This window comes from Streptomyces bottropensis ATCC 25435 (genome assembly GCF_000383595.1).
Taxonomy (GTDB): Bacteria; Actinomycetota; Actinomycetes; order Streptomycetales; family Streptomycetaceae; genus Streptomyces; species Streptomyces bottropensis.
The window spans coordinates 3,482,170-3,499,348 of record NZ_KB911581.1 but is presented as its reverse complement, the minus strand read 5'-3'; the positions used below and the strand labels follow the sequence as shown (position 1 = coordinate 3,499,348).

The window sequence follows — 17,179 nt, the reverse complement described above, 5'->3', positions numbered from 1 at the left end:
TCAGGCTCCTGCTTGTGTATGTACTGGACAACGCCGGACAGTCTCGCATCCCGGGGCCTCACATCTTCGCGAGGATGTCCACGGTGAACACCATCACGGAGTCCTTCTTGATGTCGCTGCCACTGGGCGGCGTGTCCCCGTAGCCCAGCTTCGGCGGGATGACGATGAGAAGGCGACTGCCCACCTTCTTGCCCGTCATGCCCTGCGACCAGCCCTTGACGACCTGCTTCAACCCGAACGAGCTCAGCGCCTCACGGCTGTACGAGGAGTCGAACTCCTTGCCGGTGTCCCAGAGCACGCCCTTGTACTGCACGAGGAGGCTGTCGTCGGCCCCGACCTCCGGGCCGTCGCCCTCGATGATGTAGTTCGCGACCAGCTTCGTCGGCGGGTCGACCTTCGGCACCTCGATGGAGGGAGCCTTGCCGTCGGTGTTGGTCCCCACCTTCGGCAGATTCGCGTCGCTCTGCGCGACCTTGGTGCCCTTCGCCGAACTCTTGGCGTTGAAGGTGTCCTGCACGTCGACGACGAAGACCAGCGTGTCGGTGCCCTTGATCCCCGCCTGCGGGTTGCCCTTCGGACCGTAGCCCCAGGTCGGCGGCACGGCCATCTGCACCCGGCTGCCGGCCTTCTTGCCGGTCAGCGCGTACCGCCAGCCGTCGATGATGCCCTGCGGGGAGAGCTGGATGACCAGCGGCGTCTTGCGGTCGTAGGAGTTGTCGAAGACCTTCGCCGTCGACCAGATCTGCCCCAGGTAGTTCGCCTGGATGTAGTCGCCCTCGGCGACGGTCTTCCCGCTGCCCGCGATGACCGTCTTCACCGCCAGATCCTTCGACGGATCGCCACTGCCCTTGGCGACGGTCGGCTTCTCGTCGAACTTCACCCCGCCCGTGATCGCCGGCAGCGGACCGTCCACGATCTTCGGCGGCTTCGCCGCGCCGCTCTCCGACGCGGACGGGCTGCTGCTGGCCTTGGCCGAGTCGGACTCACCGTCACCACAGGCGGCGAGCGTGACCAGTCCAGCGGGAACAGCGATGAGGAGTGAGCGTCGGCGCACGGTGAAGGCCTCGTATCGGTCGATCTTGTCGGATGGCGTGCGCGCAACTCTACGACGTGCGAAGGGCGCCGTACGGCAAACGTACGGCGCCCCGCGTTGCGTTCCGCAATCCCACCCGGAACGAGTCGGCTCACATTCCGGCGATCAGCTTCTCCACCCGATCGTCCACCGAACGGAACGGGTCCTTGCACAAAACCGTGCGTTGCGCCTGGTCGTTGAGCTTGAGATGAACCCAGTCGACCGTGAAATCCCGACGCTGTTCCTGAGCGCGCCGGATGAAGTCACCACGCAACCTCGCCCGAGTCGTCTGCGGCGGAACCGACTTGCCCTCGAAGATCTTCAAGTCGTTGCAGATACGGGTGGCCTGACCTTTCCTCTCCAACAGGTAGTAGAGGCCACGACGGCGGTGGATGTCGTGATACGCGAGGTCTATCTGGGCGACCCGCGGATGCGACATGGTCATGTTGTGCTTGGCCCGGTACCGCTCGATGAGCTTGTACTTCATCACCCAGTCGATCTCGGTACCGATCCGGTCGAGGTCCTCGGCCTCGATCGCGTCCAGCGTGCGGCCCCACAGCTCCAGGACCTGCTCGACGGTGCCCGTACGGATGCCGCGGCGCTCCACGAAGTCCACGGCCTTCTCGTAGTACTCGCGCTGCACCTCCAGCGCGGAGGCCTCACGGCCGCTGGCCAGCCGCACCTTGCGTTGGCCGGTGATGTCATGGCTGACCTCGCGGATCGCCCGGATCGGGTTCTCCAGGGTGAGGTCACGCATGACCGTGCCCGCCTCGATCATGCGCAGCACCAGGTCGGTGGCCCCGACCTTCAGCAGCATGGTCGTCTCGGACATGTTCGAGTCGCCCACGATGACGTGGAGACGGCGGTACCGCTCGGCGTCCGCGTGCGGCTCGTCGCGGGTGTTGATGATCGGCCGGGAGCGGGTGGTCGCCGAGCTGACGCCCTCCCAGATGTGCTCCGCGCGCTGGCTGACGCAGTACACCGCACCACGCGGGGTCTGCAGCACCTTGCCCGCGCCGCACAGCAGCTGCCGGGTGACGAGGAACGGAATCAGGATGTCGGCGAGCCGGGAGAACTCCCCGTGCCGGGCCACCAGATAGTTCTCGTGGCAACCGTACGAGTTGCCCGCCGAGTCCGTGTTGTTCTTGAAGAGGTAGACGTCGCCCGCGATTCCCTCCTCGTGCAGGCGGCGTTCGGCATCGACCAGCAGTCCTTCCAGAATGCGCTCGCCGGCCTTGTCGTGAGTGACGAGTTCGGTCACGTTGTCACATTCGGGTGTCGCGTATTCCGGATGTGAGCCCACGTCGAGATAGAGGCGGGCCCCGTTCCGCAGAAACACATTGCTGCTGCGGCCCCATGACACGACACGGCGGAAGAGGTACCGCGCCACCTCGTCAGGAGACAGACGGCGCTGTCCCCTGAACGTGCACGTGACGCCGTACTCGTTCTCCAGCCCGAAAATGCGGCGGTCCATGACTGAACATTACGCCCGATCCACCGAGCTGAAACGGGGTTCGGCAGCACGGTTTGGATCATTTTCCGATGAGACCGCAACCACCGCACCCTCGGAGGGAACAGCGAGAACCCGCCCGGTGGCCAGCAGAACCAGCAACGACACGGCCCCCGCCGCCCCCGGCACGACGAAGCCCCACAGCGTCCCGCCCCACTCGACGACCGGCCCGGCGACCGCCGTTCCCGCCGACTGGCCCACCGTGAACGTCGTCACGATCCACGAGAACGCCTCCGTCACCGTGCCGCGCGGCGCGTGCCGATCGACAAGAACGAACACACAGGCGATCGCCGGCGCCAGGAACACACCCGCGAGCGCCGTCAGCCCCGTCATGCCCACCGGACCCGGCATCAGTGTCAGCGGCACATAACAGACCGCCAGAAGCGCCACCAGCACCTGCAGACGCCGCTCCGGCGCCCCGCTCCACCGCCGCGCGCCGTACACCGTCCCACCCACGAGCGCGCCCAGCCCGACACCCGCCATCAGCCAGCCGTAGACGGCGTCCCCGCCATTGTCGTCCGCGTACGACAGGGCGGCCACCGTGATCGAACCGAGCGCGACACCGACGAAGAAGAACGCGCCCAGCAGCGCCAGCAGGCCCGGAGAACGCAGCGCGCCCAGCCAGTGCGCCTCGCGGGGAGCCGAACGCCAGGCCCGCGAAGGCGGCGAGACGACCACCCACAGCGCGCCGAGCACCCCGATGACACTGAGCACCACCAGGGCGGCCGACGCCGACCACAGCGCCACGCACAGGGTCACCAGCAGCGGCCCCACGGTGAACATGACCTCCTGCGCCACCGCGTCCATCGCGTACGCCGTGTGCACCTGCTCCTTGCCGCGCAGCACGGAGGACCACAGCGCCCGCAGCCCGCCCTCCAGCGGAGGCGTGAACAGCCCGGCGACCGCCATGGCCGCATACGCCACCGGCAGCGGATCCGGCCCCGACAGGGCGAAGGCCGACATGGCGAGCGCGGACACGACAGCCGCAGGCAGCTGCACACGCGGCTGTCCGTGGAGATCCACGAGCCGTCCCAGCAGCGGCTGCCCCACCGCGTTCGCGAGGCCGTACACGGCCGCCAGCGCGCCCGCGAGGCTGTAGGTGCCGCCCTCCGCCCGGACGAACAGCACGACGGCGATCGCGGCCGTGGCGTTCGGCAACCGGCCCACCAGCGTTCCGGCGAGCAGCCGCGCGGCGTGCCGCGTCCTGAGGATCCCGAGATATCCGGCGGCCATGTCCTGCCTCTCGAAGGGCTCTCGACGAGCGACGTGTTACGTATAACGCCTCCCGTCATACGTACCATGTGCCCAGCCCACCCGTCCAGACGAAGGAGCACGCCGACCGTGGCACGAGGTAGTACACGGCCCACGAGCCGTGACGTCGCCCAGGCCGCAGGCGTCTCCCAGGCCGCCGTCTCCCTCGTCCTCGGTGACAAATGGCGCGGCCGAGTCTCCGAGACCACCGCCCAACGCGTCCGCGAAGCCGCACGCGACCTCGGCTACCGCCCCAACCTCGCCGCCCGCAACCTGCGCCTCGGCCGCACCCGCACCGTCCTGCTCGTCGTCCCCGCCCTGACCACCGAATTCTTCGCCGCCGTCTACACCGGCGCCGCCCGCGTCGCCGCCCGCCACGGCTTCGGCGTCGTCCTCTACCCCTCCCCCGAAGGCGTCGGCCCCGCCCGCGACCCCTTCGCCTCCGCCCAGGCAGCCCTCGACGGCGTGATCGCCTCCTCCATGGCCGCCGACGCCCTCACCGCCATCCGCGGCGACCAGCTCCCCCTGGTGATGCTCGACAGCGACCCGGACGGCAGCCTCGGCGCCGCCACCGTCAACCTCGACATCCGCGACGGCGTACGACAGATCGCCGACCACCTGCTCGGCCTCGGACACCGCCACTTCCTCCACCTGGCCGCCGACATCCCCTCCTGGACCTTCGACGTCCGCGCACGGGAACTGGCGGCCCGCATCGGCTCCACCCCCGGCACATCACTGCACACGGCCGCCGCACCCATCTCCATCGAAGGAGCACTCGCCGCCGCCGAGACCGCGCTGACCGACACCGCGCCGGCCGCGCCCCGGCCCACCGCACTCGTCTGCGACGACGACAAACTGGCCGCAGGCGCCTACAAGGCCGCACGACGGCTGGGACTACGGGTCCCCGAGGACCTCTCCGTCACCGGACTCGACGACCTCGCCCTCGCCACCGCGCTCGACCCCGAACTCACCACCGTCCGCCTGGACGCGGAGCGGTTCGGCGAGCGGGGCATGGAGGCCCTCCTGGCCGTCCTGGACGGACGCACCCCGAGCGAGGGGGACATCCCCGTGGAACTGGTCGTACGCGGATCCACGGCCCCGCCGGCGGCCTGAGCGCACAAAGCCGCGCGCCCCGGCCTGTACCCGGCCGGGGCGCACTACGGACACGGCATCGCAGCCGCCGACGCCTACTCCTCGTCGTCCGAACTCTCCGCCTCGGTGGCGGCGCCCTCGGCCTCCAGAAGACGAGCCAGCTGACGGCCGACGATCCGCTTGAACTTGCGCTGCTGGGGACGCGTGCGGTCCAGGACCGCCACCTCCAGACGCTCCGCGGGGATCTCCCGCTGCGTGCCGTTCGTGTCCCGCGACAAGGCCTGCACGGCCAGCTTCAGAGCCTCCGCCAAGGACACCCCGTCCTGATGACGCTGGTCCAGATAGCTGCTGATCTGCTCGGCATTACCGCCGACCGCGACCGAACCGTGCTCGTCCACGATCGAACCGTCATGCGGCAGCCGATAGATCTGGTCACCCTCGGGGGTCTCCCCCACCTCGGCCACGACCAGCTCCACCTCGTACGGCTTCTCGGCCGCCGAGGAGAAGATCGTGCCCAGCGTCTGGGCGTAGACGTTCGCGAGACCACGAGCGGTCACGTCGTCACGGTCGTAGGTGTACCCACGAAGGTCGGCGTAGCGCACACCGCCGATCCGCAGGTTCTCGTACTCGTTGTACTTGCCGGCGGCCGCGAAACCGATCCGGTCGTAGATCTCGCTGAACTTGTGCAGCGCACGGGACGGGTTCTCGCCGACGAACACGATGCCGTCGGCATACTGCAGCACGACCAGGCTGCGGCCACGGGCGATGCCCTTGCGGGCGTACTCCGCCCGGTCCGCCATCGCCTGCTGGGGTGAGACATAGAACGGCGTCGACACCGGTTATCCGTCCCTTTCTGTCGAAGTCACTGGATCACCTTGATAAGAGGGCCGTCTACCGGACCGGCTAGAGCAGGGCGGCGCGGGGGCCGTCGGGCTGCTCCAGACGCCGTTCCAGGATCGAACGGGCGATCTCGGAGGACTCCTCGTCGGTGAGACGGCGGAAGCCGTCCTCGGTGATCACGGTGACGATGGGGTAGATCCGGCGGGCGACATCGGGACCACCGGTCGCCGAGTCGTCGTCTGCCGCGTCGTACAGGGCCTGGATGACGAGGGTCGTCGCCTCGTCCTCGGAGAGATCGGCACGGTACAGCTTCTTCATCGCACCGCGCGCGAAGATCGAACCCGAGCCGGTGGCCGCGTAACCGCTCTCCTCGGAACGGCCGCCCGTCACGTCGTACGAGAAGATGCGGCCCTTGTCGCGGTCGACGTCGAAACCGGCGAAGAGGGGGACGACGGCCAGACCCTGCATGGCCATGCCCAGGTTGGAACGGATCATGGTCGACAGACGGTTCGCCTTGCCCTCCAGCGACAGCTGGGCGCCTTCGACCTTCTCGAAGTGCTCCAGCTCCAGCTGGAACAGCTTCACCATCTCCACGGCCAGACCGGCCGTGCCGGCGATACCCACCGCCGAGTACTCGTCCGCCGGGAACACCTTCTCGATGTCCCGCTGCGCGATCATGTTCCCCATCGTGGCCCGGCGGTCACCGGCGAGCACCACGCCGCCGGGGAACGTCACGGCGACGATCGTCGTTCCGTGCGGGGCCTCGATGACGCCCTGGGTCGGCGGCAGCTGCCGCTTGCCGGGGAGCAGCTCCGGCTGGTGGTCCGACAGGAAATCCATGAAGGACGACGACCCAGGCGTCAGGAAGGCAGCTGGTAGACGCCCGGTGCTACGAGTGTTGGCTTCCACGCGTTTCCTTCCACATATGTCGCAGCCCGCCTTATGACGTCGGGCCGATCCTTGAATTGCCCCAGCGCCGCGTTGCAGCTGAAGCACAGTACGCCTCGGACCCTACCCGTCTCGTGGCAGTGATCCACATGCACCGGCAAAGCAGCCAAACAGATACAGCAGACGCCCCCTTGAGAGGCGATCAGCTCGTCGCGTTCGACTTCGGTGATGCCGTACTGACGCTTCAGATGGCCCTGCCTGCCCTGGACGGCCCGGCACGCCTTGCAACGCGTCGACAGACCGTCGGACGCGGTCGCGTTGCGATGCCACTCGCTGTGAGGTTTGACCTCACCGCATGTCCGACACAGCTTGTGCCCGGCGGGGACGTCCACCTTCTCCCGTACGGGCTTGCCCATGGCCTCCCGGCGACGCCGGTAGTGAGTGGCGCTGTACTCGGCCACGCACTCCCGGCACCTCACCTGAAGGCCGTCGCTACGGTTCCTGTCCTTCGCGAAAGCGGTGACCGGCAGCACTCGCCCGCACCGGCCGCACCGCTTCTCGACCTCTTCCATCCCCCGCGAGCCAATTCTTCGATTCGAAGGTCAAATAGCCCCTCAGACCTCACTCCCCGCCTTTTTGCACGAAGCTCCGAACGAAATCCTCGGCATTTTCCTCGAGGACATCGTCGATCTCATCCAGAACCGAGTCCACGTCGTCGCTCAGCTTCTCCTGGCGTTCCTTGAGGTCCTCCGATGCCTGCGCCTCCGGCGCCGCCTCGGTCTCCTCGGTGGAACGGGTGGCCTTCTGCTGGCCGCCGCCGGTGTCCTTGGTCGCCATAACCCTCACCCCGCTCTGTTTCGCCCGACATGGTCGACAGGTCGGCTTTCCTGCCGATCGGTGGTGATCAGACCCTACAAGCAGGGTCCGACATTGGCCCCGTCGTTTCCTCAACGTCCGGGGGCCACCTCGATGATTCCCGGACGGGGGTGTTTCCACCCTGCTCGGCTGATCACGATTGAAGCCCGGTTCAGTGCCCGGACAACACCCTGACCAGGTCTTCTGCCGTGCGGCAGCGGTCCAGGAGCTCCTTGACGTGATTTCGCGTTCCGCGAAGCGGTTCGAGGGTTGGGACGCGCTGGAGCGAGTCCCGGCCCGGGAGGTCGAAGATCACCGAGTCCCAGGAGGCCGCCGCGACGTCGTCCGCGTACTGCTCCAGGCAGCGACCGCGGAAGTACGCGCGGGTGTCCTCCGGCGGCTTCGTACGGGCCCGGTCGACGTCCGCCTCGGTCAGGAGCCGCTTCATCTTGCCGCGGGCCGCGAGACGGTTGTAGAGGCCCTTCTCGGCGCGCACGTCGGCGTACTGCAGGTCGACGAGGTGCAGCCGGGCGGCGTCCCAGTCGAGGTCGTCGCGGCGCCGGTAGCCCTCCATCAGTTCGCGCTTGGCGACCCAGTCCAGCTCGCCGGACAGGCTCATCGGGTCGTTCTCCAGGCGGTTGAGGGTGTCCTCCCACCTGCTGAGGACGTCCTTCGTCTGATCGTCCGCGTCGGCCCCGAAGCGCTCCTCCACGTACTTGCGCGACAGCTCGTAGTACTCCATCTGGAGCTGTACGGCGGTCAGGGTGCGGCCGCTGCGCAGAGTGACGAGGCGTTGCAGGGTCGGGTCGTGCGAGACCTGGTGGAGGGTGCGTACGGGCTGGTCGACGGCGAGGTCGACGGCGATGAAGCCGTCCTCGATCATGGAGAGGACCAGGGCCGTCGTGCCCAGCTTCAGGTAGGTGGAGATCTCCGAGAGGTTCGCGTCGCCGATGATCACGTGGAGGCGGCGGTATTTCTCCGCGTCCGCGTGGGGTTCGTCGCGGGTGTTGATGATGGGTCGTTTGAGGGTGGTCTCCAGGCCGACTTCGACCTCGAAGTAGTCGGCGCGCTGGCTGAGCTGGAAGCCGTGTTCGTGGCCGTCCTGGCCGATGCCGACGCGGCCGGCGCCCGCGAAGACCTGGCGGGAGACGAAGAACGGGGTGAGGTGGCGCACGATGTCCGAGAAGGCGGTTTCCCGCTTCATCAGGTAGTTCTCGTGCGTGCCGTAGGAGGCGCCCTTGTTGTCGGTGTTGTTCTTGTAGAGGTGGATCGGCTGGGCGCCGGGGAGCTGGGCGGCGCGTTCGGCGGCTTCGGCCATGATGCGCTCGCCGGCCTTGTCCCACAGGACGGCGTCCAGGGGGTTGGTGACCTCGGGTGCGCTGTATTCGGGGTGGGCGTGGTCGACGTAGAGCCGCGCGCCGTTGGTGAGGATGACATTGGCGAGGCCGATGTCCTCATCGGTGAGCTGGCTGGAGTCGGCGGCCTCGCGGGCGAGGTCGAAGCCACGCGCGTCCCGCAGCGGATTCTCCTCCTCGAAGTCCCAGCGGGCCCTGCGGGCCCGGTGCATCGCCGCTGCGTAGGCGTTGACGATCTGGGACGAGGTGAGCATGGCATTGGCATTGGGGTGGCCGGGGACGGAGATCCCGTACTCCGTCTCGATGCCCATTACTCGCCGTACGGTCATGCGGCCCTCCTTGCCCGGCGGCGCCCTCGGTCGGGGACGCTGCTCAAGTACCGCTGGCGCTCCGGTGCGTGTGCGGTGCCCGTCCCCGCACTGCGCGACTCGGCGGTACGAACGAGCCTAGAACGGCTTCGCGCTGGTGGGGAGATCATTTGCGTCATTGCTCTGCTCCGGCTCGTGCCTGGAAAGCACTCGGCTGCGGGTACCCATGAAGGGCACCCGCAGCCGCCCTGTGTTTTACAGGTACTGTCCGGTGTTCGCCACCGTGTCGATGGAGCGTCCGGTGTCGGCGCCCTGCTTTCCGGTGATCAGCGTACGGATGTAGACGATCCGTTCGCCCTTCTTTCCGGAGATTCGGGCCCAGTCGTCCGGGTTGGTGGTGTTGGGCAGGTCCTCGTTCTCCTTGAACTCGTCCACGCAGGCCTGGAGGAGGTGGGAGACGCGGAGGCCCTTCTGGTTCTTGTCGAGGAAGTCCTTGATGGCCATTTTCTTGGCGCGGCCGACGATGTTCTCGATCATGGCGCCGGAGTTGAAGTCCTTGAAGTAGAGGACTTCCTTGTCTCCGTTGGCGTAGGTGACTTCCAGGAAGCGGTTTTCCTCGGATTCGGCGTACATGTGTTCCACTGCCGTCTGGATCATGCTCTGGACGGTGGTGGTCTTGGAGCCGCCGTGTTCGCCGAGGTCGTCCGTGTGGAGCGGGAGACGCTCGGTGAGGTACTTCTGGAAGATGTCCTTGGCCGCTTCGGCGTCCGGACGCTCGATCTTGATCTTCACGTCGAGCCGGCCGGGGCGCAGGATGGCGGGGTCGATCATGTCCTCACGGTTGGAGGCGCCGATGACCACGACGTTCTGCAGGCCTTCCACGCCGTCGATCTCGGCGAGCAGCTGCGGGACGATGGTGTTCTCCACGTCCGAGCTGACGCCGGAGCCGCGGGTGCGGAAGAGGGATTCCATCTCGTCGAAGAAGACGATGACGGGAGTGCCCTCGCTGGCCTTCTCCCTCGCACGCTGGAAGACGAGGCGGATCTGCCGCTCGGTCTCGCCGACGTACTTGTTGAGGAGCTCCGGGCCCTTGATGTTGAGGAAGAAGCTCTTGCCCTGGGCCTGGCCGGTGACTTCGGCGACCTTTTTGGCCAGTGAGTTGGCCACGGCCTTGGCGATGAGCGTCTTTCCGCATCCGGGGGGTCCGTAGAGCAGGACACCCTTGGGCGGGCGCAGTTCGTGCTCTTTGAACAGGTCCGGGTAGAGGTAGGGGAGCTCGACCGCGTCGCGGATCATCTCGATCTGGTTGCCGAGGCCACCGATCTGCTCGTACCCGATGTCGGGGACCTCTTCGAGGACGAGTTCCTCGACCTCGCTCTTGGGCACGACCTCGTAGACGTAGCCGGAGCGGGGTTCGAGCAGCAGGGCGTCGCCGGGGCGGATGGTGATGTCCAGGAGTGGCTCGTTGAGCCGCACCACCCGTTCCTCGTCGGTGTGCCCCTGTACCAGTGCGCGCTCGCCGTCCTCAAGGATCTCCTTGAGGGTGACGATGTCGCCGACGCTCTCGTACTCCATGGCCTCGACCACGTTGAGAGCTTCGTTGAGCATCACTTCCTGGCCTCGCCGGAGCGCTTCCAGGTCGACGCTGGGGCTGACATTCACCCGGAGTTTTCGGCCTCCGGTGAAGATGTCGGCCGTGCCGTCCTCGTTCGCCGTGAGGAAGACACCGAAGCCGGCCGGCGGCTGTGCGAGCCGGTCGACTTCCTCCTTGAGGGCCACGATCTGGTCGCGGGCCTCACGGAGGGTGTTGGCGAGCCGCTCGTTCTGTGCGGACACGCCGGCCAGATTGGTCTGCAGTTCGACGATCCGCTCTTCGAGAATCCTCGTGTGTCGCGGAGAGTCGGCGAGCTTGCGTCGCAGGACGGCGATCTCCTGCTCAAGGTAGGCAATCTGCCCGGACGGGTCGTCGGACCCTCGTCCCGGGCGGATGCCGCGGTTCATGTCGTCGTCGTGGGCTGCCACGGTCCTCACCTCCTCCAAGGGGAGCTGGACGCTTCCAGACCCTACCTGGGTGGGTGTCGATTGAAACCCCTAGATCACAAAGACGGTCGGGGTGTGTCCGATCTTCACCCTTGCGCTCTCCCTCACGCCAGGGGAATACCCACCGAACATGATTGGGAAGCCGCCCCGGGTAGGGTCGAAGTGTTCAACACCCGTCGGAGCCTGCATCGTTCCCGAACGGCTCGGCGGTGGAGACGACGATCGAGGGGACCGGAGAGATGACCGTGCAGCAGGAGGCCGGGGCCGAGGGCGAGGCGCTCGAGGTCTGGATCGACCAGGACCTGTGCACCGGCGACGGTATCTGCGTCCAGTACGCGCCCGAGGTGTTCGAGCTGGACATCGACGGGCTGGCCTATGTGAAGAGCCCGGGCGAGGAGTTGTTGCAGGCTCCGGGGGCGACAACGCCCGTTCCGCTGCCGCTTCTCACGGATGTGGTGGACTCCGCGAAGGAGTGTCCGGGCGAGTGCATTCATGTACGTCGCGTTTCGGACAGGGTCGAGGTGTTCGGCCCTGACGCGGAGTGACCCACCAGGCACTCCGCGTCTCCGCGTGTCTGCTTTCTCACAGCGGGTTTGCCGGGTGATCACTTCCCGTTCGCCCGAGGTGGGCGATGTCAGACGTTTTGTGTTCCGGCGGGCGTCGAGCGTACGAACGCCCCGTTCTTCCACTGCCACTTGACGGGGTCGGTGACGTCGGGGCAGCAGTTGGGTACGTCGGCCGACGAGTAGCCGTGCAGGGTGGCGATGACGGCGGCGTCCCGGACGGCGAAGTCGGACACCGTCTCGCGGTCCTTGGGGTTCACGAGGGTGGCGACGACACGGGGCCGGGCGGCATCGGTGGAGCGGGTGAGGACGTAGACGCCGTCGGGCGGGGTTCCCATGCTGGCGTCGCAGTGCACGACGGCCACGGTTTCGGGGCGGCCGTCCGCGTCGAGGTCTCCGGAGGCCTGCTTCTTCACGACGATGCCGACGGGTCCGCAGTCGAGAGGGAGGTCCGCCTCGGTGGGGTCGGGGGCTGCCACGGCGGCCGGGGCGGGGTTCGCCTTCGGGGCGGGCTGGGCCGCTCGTGCCGCGTCGGGCTGGAGGGCGGACGACAGGGCGACGACGCCGGCGAGGGCGGTGGCCGTGGCGAGCCAGTGGATGGGGCGGGTGTGTGCGTGTGCGTGTGCCAGTTCCGGGACGGCGGATTGCTGCACTAGGAGCGTCTCCTGGGGGTGCTGTGCCGGTGGGGGTGACCCGCATGGTGCCACACGTCACAGTGGGGTGGAACGGCGGGGTGGGTGGTTCCCGCGGCTTCCCGCGGCTTACCGCGGCGCGACAACGGCGGAGCGCTGTGCCCGAGTTCGCGGGCGCTGCCGGGAACTCGGGCATGTCAGGGGTGCGTTGTCCGCGGTGGGCGGCCGTCCACGGCACCGGGGTGGGCGGCGTGGGCCGCCCACCGGGGTGGGTGGTGGTTCAGCGGCCGGCGCCGCCGTCGGCGTTGGGACCGGAGTAGTCCTCGCCGTAGGAGCCCTTGGAGGGGCGGCGGCGGCGCATGGGGGGCTCGACGCCGTCGGCGAGGCGGCGGGCGGTGAGCAGGAAGCCGGTGTGGCCGATCATGCGGTGGTCGGGGCGGACGGCGAGGCCCTCGATGTGCCAGTTGCGGACCATCGACTCCCAGGCGCTCGGCTCGTTGAAGCAGCCGATCTCGCGGATGGACTCGACGGTCCGGGCGAGCTGGGTGGTGGTCGCCACGTAGCAGCAGACGATGCCGCCGGGGACGAGGGCCTTGGAGACGGCTTCCAGGCACTCCCAGGGGGCGAGCATGTCGAGGACGACGCGGTCGACCTCGGTGTCGCTCAGGTTGTCCTGGAGGTCGCCGACGGTGAGCTGCCAGGCGGGGTGGGGGCCGCCGAAGTAGCGCTCCACGTTGGCCTGCGCGATCTCGGCGAAGTCCTCGCGGCGCTCGTAGCTGTGCAGCATGCCCTGGTCGCCGATGGCGCGCAGCAGGAAGCTGCTGAGCGAGCCGGAGCCGACTCCGGCCTCGACGACGCGGGCGCCGGGGAAGATGTCGGCGAAGGCGAGGATCTGCCCCGCGTCCTTGGGGTAGACCACGGCGGCGCCGCGGGGCATGGACAGGACGTAGTCGGGGAGCAGGGGGCGGAGCGCCAGGTAGGCGACGTTCCCCGTGGTGCGGACAACACTGCCCTCGGGAGCGCCGATCAGCTCGTCGTGCGGGAAGGAACCCTTGTGGGTGTGGAAGTTCTTTCCCTCTTCGAGCGTGAACGTGTAGTGGCGTCCCTTGGGGTCGGTGAGCTGGACCTGGTCCCCGACCTTGAAGGGCCCGCGACGGCGGGCGGCACCGGTCGGTTCGGACATGTGACCAGCCTACCGGTCCCCGGGGAGCGCGCCGACCATGGTCGCGGGGAGCTCAGCTGGGCCGTGCCATCGCCTTGACGAAGGCGCGTTCCACGTCGGCGGCCGAGAGGACTCCGTAGATCTCGCCGGAGTCCTCGACCACGAGGTACTCGGTGGCGGGGGCGGCGCGGAGGGCGTCGAGGAGTTCTTCGCCCGCCAGTTCGGCGGAGACGCGCATGCCGTCGGTGAGGTCCTGGGCGAGGCCGCTGACGGCGACCCAGGGGCGGCGGTGTTCGGGTACGCCGACGATGGCGGCCTCGCGGACGAGGGAGAGGGGTTCGCCGTCGGGGTCGACGACGACGAGGGCGCGGGCGCCGGCCTCGTTGGCGCGGCGCAGGGCTTCGGACAGGGGGGTGTCGGTTTCGACGGGGACGGCGCGGCGGGTGAGGGCGCGGGCCTGGAGTTCGGGCAGGTGTTCGCGCAGGCGGGCCATGCGGAGGCTGTTGCCGGCGCCGGTCCAGATGATCGCGGCGAGGATCGCGGCGAGCAGGGCGTCGAGGACGGTGTCCATGCCGACGCTGTCCTCGGCGGCGGAGCCGAGCAGGCCTGACTGGGTGAGGAGCGGCAGTCCGATGAGGACGCAGACGGCGAGGGCGCGGCCGGCCCAGGCGGCGGCGATGGTGCCGCTCATGGGTTTGCCGGTGATCTTCCAGACGACGGCGCGGAGCATGCGTCCGCCGTCGAGGGGCAGGCCGGGGAGCAGGTTGAACGCGGCCACGATCAGGTTGGAGGCCATCAGGCCGGCGAGCAGGACGCCGGGGACGGTGCCCGGTTCGACGGCGAGCAGGGCGAGGTAGAAGACGCCTGCGAGGACGAGGGAGAGCAGGGGGCCGACGAAGGCGAGGACGAATTCGCGGCCGGGGGTCTCGGACTCCTTCTCGATCTCGGAGACGCCGCCGAAGAACTGGAGCTGGATGCGGCGCACCGGCAGTTTGTAGCGCAGGGCGGCGATGGTGTGGGCGAGTTCGTGGACGAGGACGGAGGCGTAGAAGGCGACCGCGAAGAAGAGGGCGACGAGATAGCGGGCGGCGCCGAGTTCGGGCAGGACGCGGTCGAGCTGGCCGCCGAAGACCCAGGTGATGAGCGCGGCGACGAGGAACCAGCTGGGGGCGACGTACACGGGGACGCCGAAGGGGCGGCCCATGAGGATGCCGCCGCCGGGCTCCTTGGGGCGTGCGGGAGGTTTGGGGGCGGCGTCCGTGGGGGCGGCGGGGCGTGCGAAGGCCGCCGTGCGCTCCTGTTCGTCCTCCGGCGCCTTGTCGAGGTCGGTCGGGTCGGCCGGGTCGGCCGGAGCCACCGGGGCCGTCGGCGGTTCGTCCGCGGTGGGCGGGGGTGTGGGGTCCGCGGGGTCGCCGGGGGGCCGGGCGGCGGTGGGTTCTTCGGCGGGGTGCTGCTCGTCGGGCTCGCCGGTGGGCCGGGAGGCCTCCGGTGCCTCCGGTGCTTCGGGCCGCTCGGGGGCTGGCGCTCCGGGGGCGTCGGCGGGGGTGGACGGTTCGTCGGGGGTGTGCGGGGCCGGGGTGGGGGCGTCGTTCTCGGCCGGTGGCTCGGTCGCGTCGCGGTGCGCGCGCTCGGGCGCCTCGTCGCTGTCGGACCGCGGCTGTCCGCTCCCGCCGCTCGTCTCCACGATGTCCCCTCGTTCGAAGCGTCTTCCGCGCCCGGTGGCCGGGCGGAAGGGTCTGCGGTCGATGCTATGCGGTCGCCGGGGCACGTTCCGCCCCGGCACCCCTCTGTTCTCCTCTGTTCTCCCCCGCGTCGCACCGGGCACACGGGTGTCGGGGTGCGGGTCGCCGGCCGGGGGCGGTGCGGGCCGGTGGCTGTCACTGTCAGTGGTGGGCCGTATGGTCTGAGGTCATGGAAACCAGCACCGACGGCGCCGGCACCGTCCCCGTGGGCGGCGAGGACGACCGTCCCGCCGTACGGGCCGCCGCGCCGCCTGCCTCGCTGTCGCCGTCGCGCGCCAGTGACTTCATGCAGTGTCCGCTGCTGTACCGGTTCCGGGTGATCGACCGGCTGCCCGAGAAGCCGAGCGAGGCGGCGACCCGCGGCACGCTGGTGCACGCGGTGCTGGAGAGACTCTTCGACGCGCCGGCGGCGGAGCGGACGGCGCCGCGGGCCAGGTCACTGGTGCCGGGGCAGTGGGACCGGCTGCGGGAGACCCGGCCGGAGGTCGTGGAGCTGTTCGCGGACGACACGGAGGGTGAGCGGCTGGCGCGCTGGCTGGCCGAGGCGGAGCAGCTGGTGGAGCGCTGGTTCACGCTGGAGGACCCGACGCGTCTGGAGCCCGCCGAGCGGGAGCTGTTCGTGGAGGCGGAGCTGGAGTCGGGGCTCAGGCTGCGCGGGATCATCGACCGGGTGGATGTGGCGCCCACCGGGGAGGTGCGCATCGTCGACTACAAGACGGGCAAGGCGCCCCGTCCGGAGTACGCCGAGGGCGCGCTGTTCCAGATGAAGTTCTACGCGCTGGTGGTGTGGCGGCTGAAGCGGGTGGTGCCGCGCCGGTTGCAGCTGGTGTATCTGGGCAGCGGTGACGTGCTGACGTACGACCCGGTGATCGCGGATCTGGAGCGGGTGGAGCGCAAGCTGCTCGCGCTGTGGGAGGCGATCCGGGTGGCCACGGAGAGCGGTGAGTGGCGGCCCCGGCCGACGAAGCTGTGCGGCTGGTGCGACCACCGGTCGGTGTGTCCGGAGTTCGGGGGCACTCCCCCGCCGTACCCCCTCCAGATCCTCCCGGTGAGGTCGCCCGAGTCGGGCGTCGACGGGCAGGGCAGAATGGGGCCGGACTAGGGTCTTCGGTGGATCAGGCCCGGGCCGGGGGGCCCGAAGCCGGTCTGATCCCGTATCAGGCTCTAGCGAAGGAGACTTTCGTGGCCGTCCGGGTCCTACTGGTCGACGACCAGCCGCTGCTGCGTACCGGCTTCCGGATGATTCTGGAGGCGGAGCAGGACATCGCGGTCGTCGGGGAGGCCGGTGACGGTCTGCAGGCACTCGACCAGGTGCGGGCGCTGCAGCCCGATGTGGTGCTGATGGACATCCGTATGCCCCGGATGGACGGGGTGGAGGCGACGCGGCAGATCACCGGTCCCGGGCGGGACGGTCCGGCGAAGGTGCTGGTGCTGACGACGTTCGACCTGGACGAGTACGTGGTGGAGGCGCTGCGGGCGGGTGCCAGCGGGTTCCTGCTGAAGGACGCGCCGGCCAATGAGCTGGTGCAGGCGATCCGGGTGGTGGCGGGCGGCGAGGCGATGCTCGCGCCGAGCATCACGCGCCGGCTGCTGGACAAGTACGCGGAGCATCTGCCGTCCGGCGACGAGCCGGTGCCGGACACCCTGCACACGCTGACCGACCGTGAGGTCGAGGTGCTGAAGCTGGTGGCGCGTGGTCTGTCGAACGCGGAGATCGCCGCCGACCTGTTCGTCAGCGAGACCACGGTCAAGACGCATGTGGGGCATGTGCTGACCAAGCTGGGGCTGCGCGACCGGGTGCAGGCGGCGGTGTACGCGTACGAGAGCGGGCTGGTGCGCCCCGGCGCGCAGTAGGTATCGCGCATCGTG

16 protein-coding genes are annotated in these 17,179 nt (G+C 69.0%); 4 read left to right on the top strand and 12 right to left on the bottom strand.

What is annotated here, in order from left to right:
- Positions 1–58: 58 nt before the first annotated feature.
- The 3 genes from STRBO_RS0115415 to STRBO_RS0115405 form a co-directional block, all read right to left on the bottom strand.
- Positions 59–1,054, bottom strand: a complete 996-nt coding sequence (locus STRBO_RS0115415) for an FKBP-type peptidyl-prolyl cis-trans isomerase (protein WP_005485236.1) — start codon at positions 1,052–1,054, stop codon at positions 59–61.
- Positions 1,055–1,184: 130 nt separating this feature from the next.
- Complete coding sequence (pafA, locus tag STRBO_RS0115410; protein WP_005485235.1) at positions 1,185–2,546, bottom strand: Pup--protein ligase; 1,362 nt, start codon at positions 2,544–2,546, stop codon at positions 1,185–1,187.
- 9 nt (positions 2,547–2,555) lie between these two features.
- Complete coding sequence (locus STRBO_RS0115405) at positions 2,556–3,815, bottom strand: MFS transporter (protein WP_005485234.1); 1,260 nt, start codon at positions 3,813–3,815, stop codon at positions 2,556–2,558.
- A gap of 108 nt (positions 3,816–3,923) precedes the next feature.
- Between STRBO_RS0115405 and STRBO_RS0115400 the strand changes: the two genes are divergently transcribed.
- Positions 3,924–4,946 (top strand): LacI family DNA-binding transcriptional regulator, encoded by a 1,023-nt coding sequence (locus STRBO_RS0115400; protein ID WP_005485233.1) that lies wholly within the window; start codon positions 3,924–3,926, stop codon positions 4,944–4,946.
- Positions 4,947–5,020: 74 nt separating this feature from the next.
- Here STRBO_RS0115400 and prcA read toward each other — a convergent pair whose 3' ends face one another.
- From prcA to arc, 6 genes are all read right to left on the bottom strand, one after another.
- Positions 5,021–5,761 (bottom strand): proteasome subunit alpha, encoded by a 741-nt coding sequence (prcA, locus tag STRBO_RS0115395; RefSeq protein WP_005485232.1) that lies wholly within the window; start codon positions 5,759–5,761, stop codon positions 5,021–5,023.
- Between the two features lie 67 nt (positions 5,762–5,828).
- Entirely contained in the window at positions 5,829–6,674 is an 846-nt protein-coding gene (prcB, locus tag STRBO_RS0115390) for a proteasome subunit beta (RefSeq protein ID WP_028796674.1), read from the bottom strand.
- On the bottom strand, positions 6,626–7,225 hold the full coding sequence (locus STRBO_RS41650; protein WP_037627300.1) for an endonuclease domain-containing protein: 600 nt from the start codon (positions 7,223–7,225) through the stop codon (positions 6,626–6,628). The genes prcB and STRBO_RS41650 overlap by 49 nt, the downstream gene beginning before the upstream one ends.
- 49 nt (positions 7,226–7,274) lie before the next feature.
- Positions 7,275–7,490 carry a ubiquitin-like protein Pup gene (locus STRBO_RS0115380; RefSeq protein WP_005485230.1) on the bottom strand — a complete coding sequence of 72 codons (216 nt, stop codon included), beginning with the start codon at positions 7,488–7,490 and terminating at the stop codon, positions 7,275–7,277.
- A 190-nt stretch (positions 7,491–7,680) separates the two neighbouring features.
- Entirely contained in the window at positions 7,681–9,192 is a 1,512-nt protein-coding gene (dop, locus tag STRBO_RS0115375; RefSeq protein WP_342364954.1) for a depupylase/deamidase Dop, read from the bottom strand.
- A 234-nt stretch (positions 9,193–9,426) separates the two neighbouring features.
- Positions 9,427–11,193, bottom strand: a complete 1,767-nt coding sequence (gene arc, locus STRBO_RS0115370; RefSeq protein WP_028796672.1) for a proteasome ATPase — start codon at positions 11,191–11,193, stop codon at positions 9,427–9,429.
- Between the two features lie 257 nt (positions 11,194–11,450).
- Here arc and STRBO_RS0115365 point away from each other — a divergent pair, with 257 nt between their 5' ends.
- A complete protein-coding gene (locus STRBO_RS0115365; RefSeq protein WP_028796671.1) occupies positions 11,451–11,756 on the top strand; it encodes a ferredoxin in 306 nt (101 codons plus the stop codon).
- 89 nt (positions 11,757–11,845) lie between these two features.
- Here STRBO_RS0115365 and STRBO_RS0115360 read toward each other — a convergent pair whose 3' ends face one another.
- The 3 genes from STRBO_RS0115360 to STRBO_RS0115350 form a co-directional block, all read right to left on the bottom strand.
- Entirely contained in the window at positions 11,846–12,427 is a 582-nt protein-coding gene (locus STRBO_RS0115360; protein WP_005485222.1) for a hypothetical protein, read from the bottom strand.
- Positions 12,428–12,686: 259 nt separating this feature from the next.
- Positions 12,687–13,589, bottom strand: a complete 903-nt coding sequence (locus STRBO_RS0115355; RefSeq protein ID WP_005485220.1) for a tRNA (adenine-N1)-methyltransferase — start codon at positions 13,587–13,589, stop codon at positions 12,687–12,689.
- Between the two features lie 52 nt (positions 13,590–13,641).
- The gene (locus STRBO_RS0115350; protein ID WP_005485218.1) at positions 13,642–15,252 is read right to left on the bottom strand and encodes a site-2 protease family protein; all 1,611 of its coding nucleotides are present in this window, start codon (positions 15,250–15,252) and stop codon (positions 13,642–13,644) included.
- Positions 15,253–15,479: 227 nt separating this feature from the next.
- Between STRBO_RS0115350 and STRBO_RS0115345 the strand changes: the two genes are divergently transcribed.
- Together STRBO_RS0115345 and STRBO_RS0115340 are read left to right on the top strand one after the other, a co-directional pair.
- The gene (locus STRBO_RS0115345) at positions 15,480–16,412 is read left to right on the top strand and encodes a RecB family exonuclease (RefSeq protein WP_005485216.1); all 933 of its coding nucleotides are present in this window, start codon (positions 15,480–15,482) and stop codon (positions 16,410–16,412) included.
- 80 nt (positions 16,413–16,492) lie between these two features.
- Positions 16,493–17,164: a response regulator gene (locus STRBO_RS0115340; RefSeq protein ID WP_005485214.1), complete on the top strand. Its 672-nt coding sequence runs from the start codon at positions 16,493–16,495 to the stop codon at positions 17,162–17,164.
- The last annotated feature ends 15 nt before the right edge of the window (positions 17,165–17,179 follow it).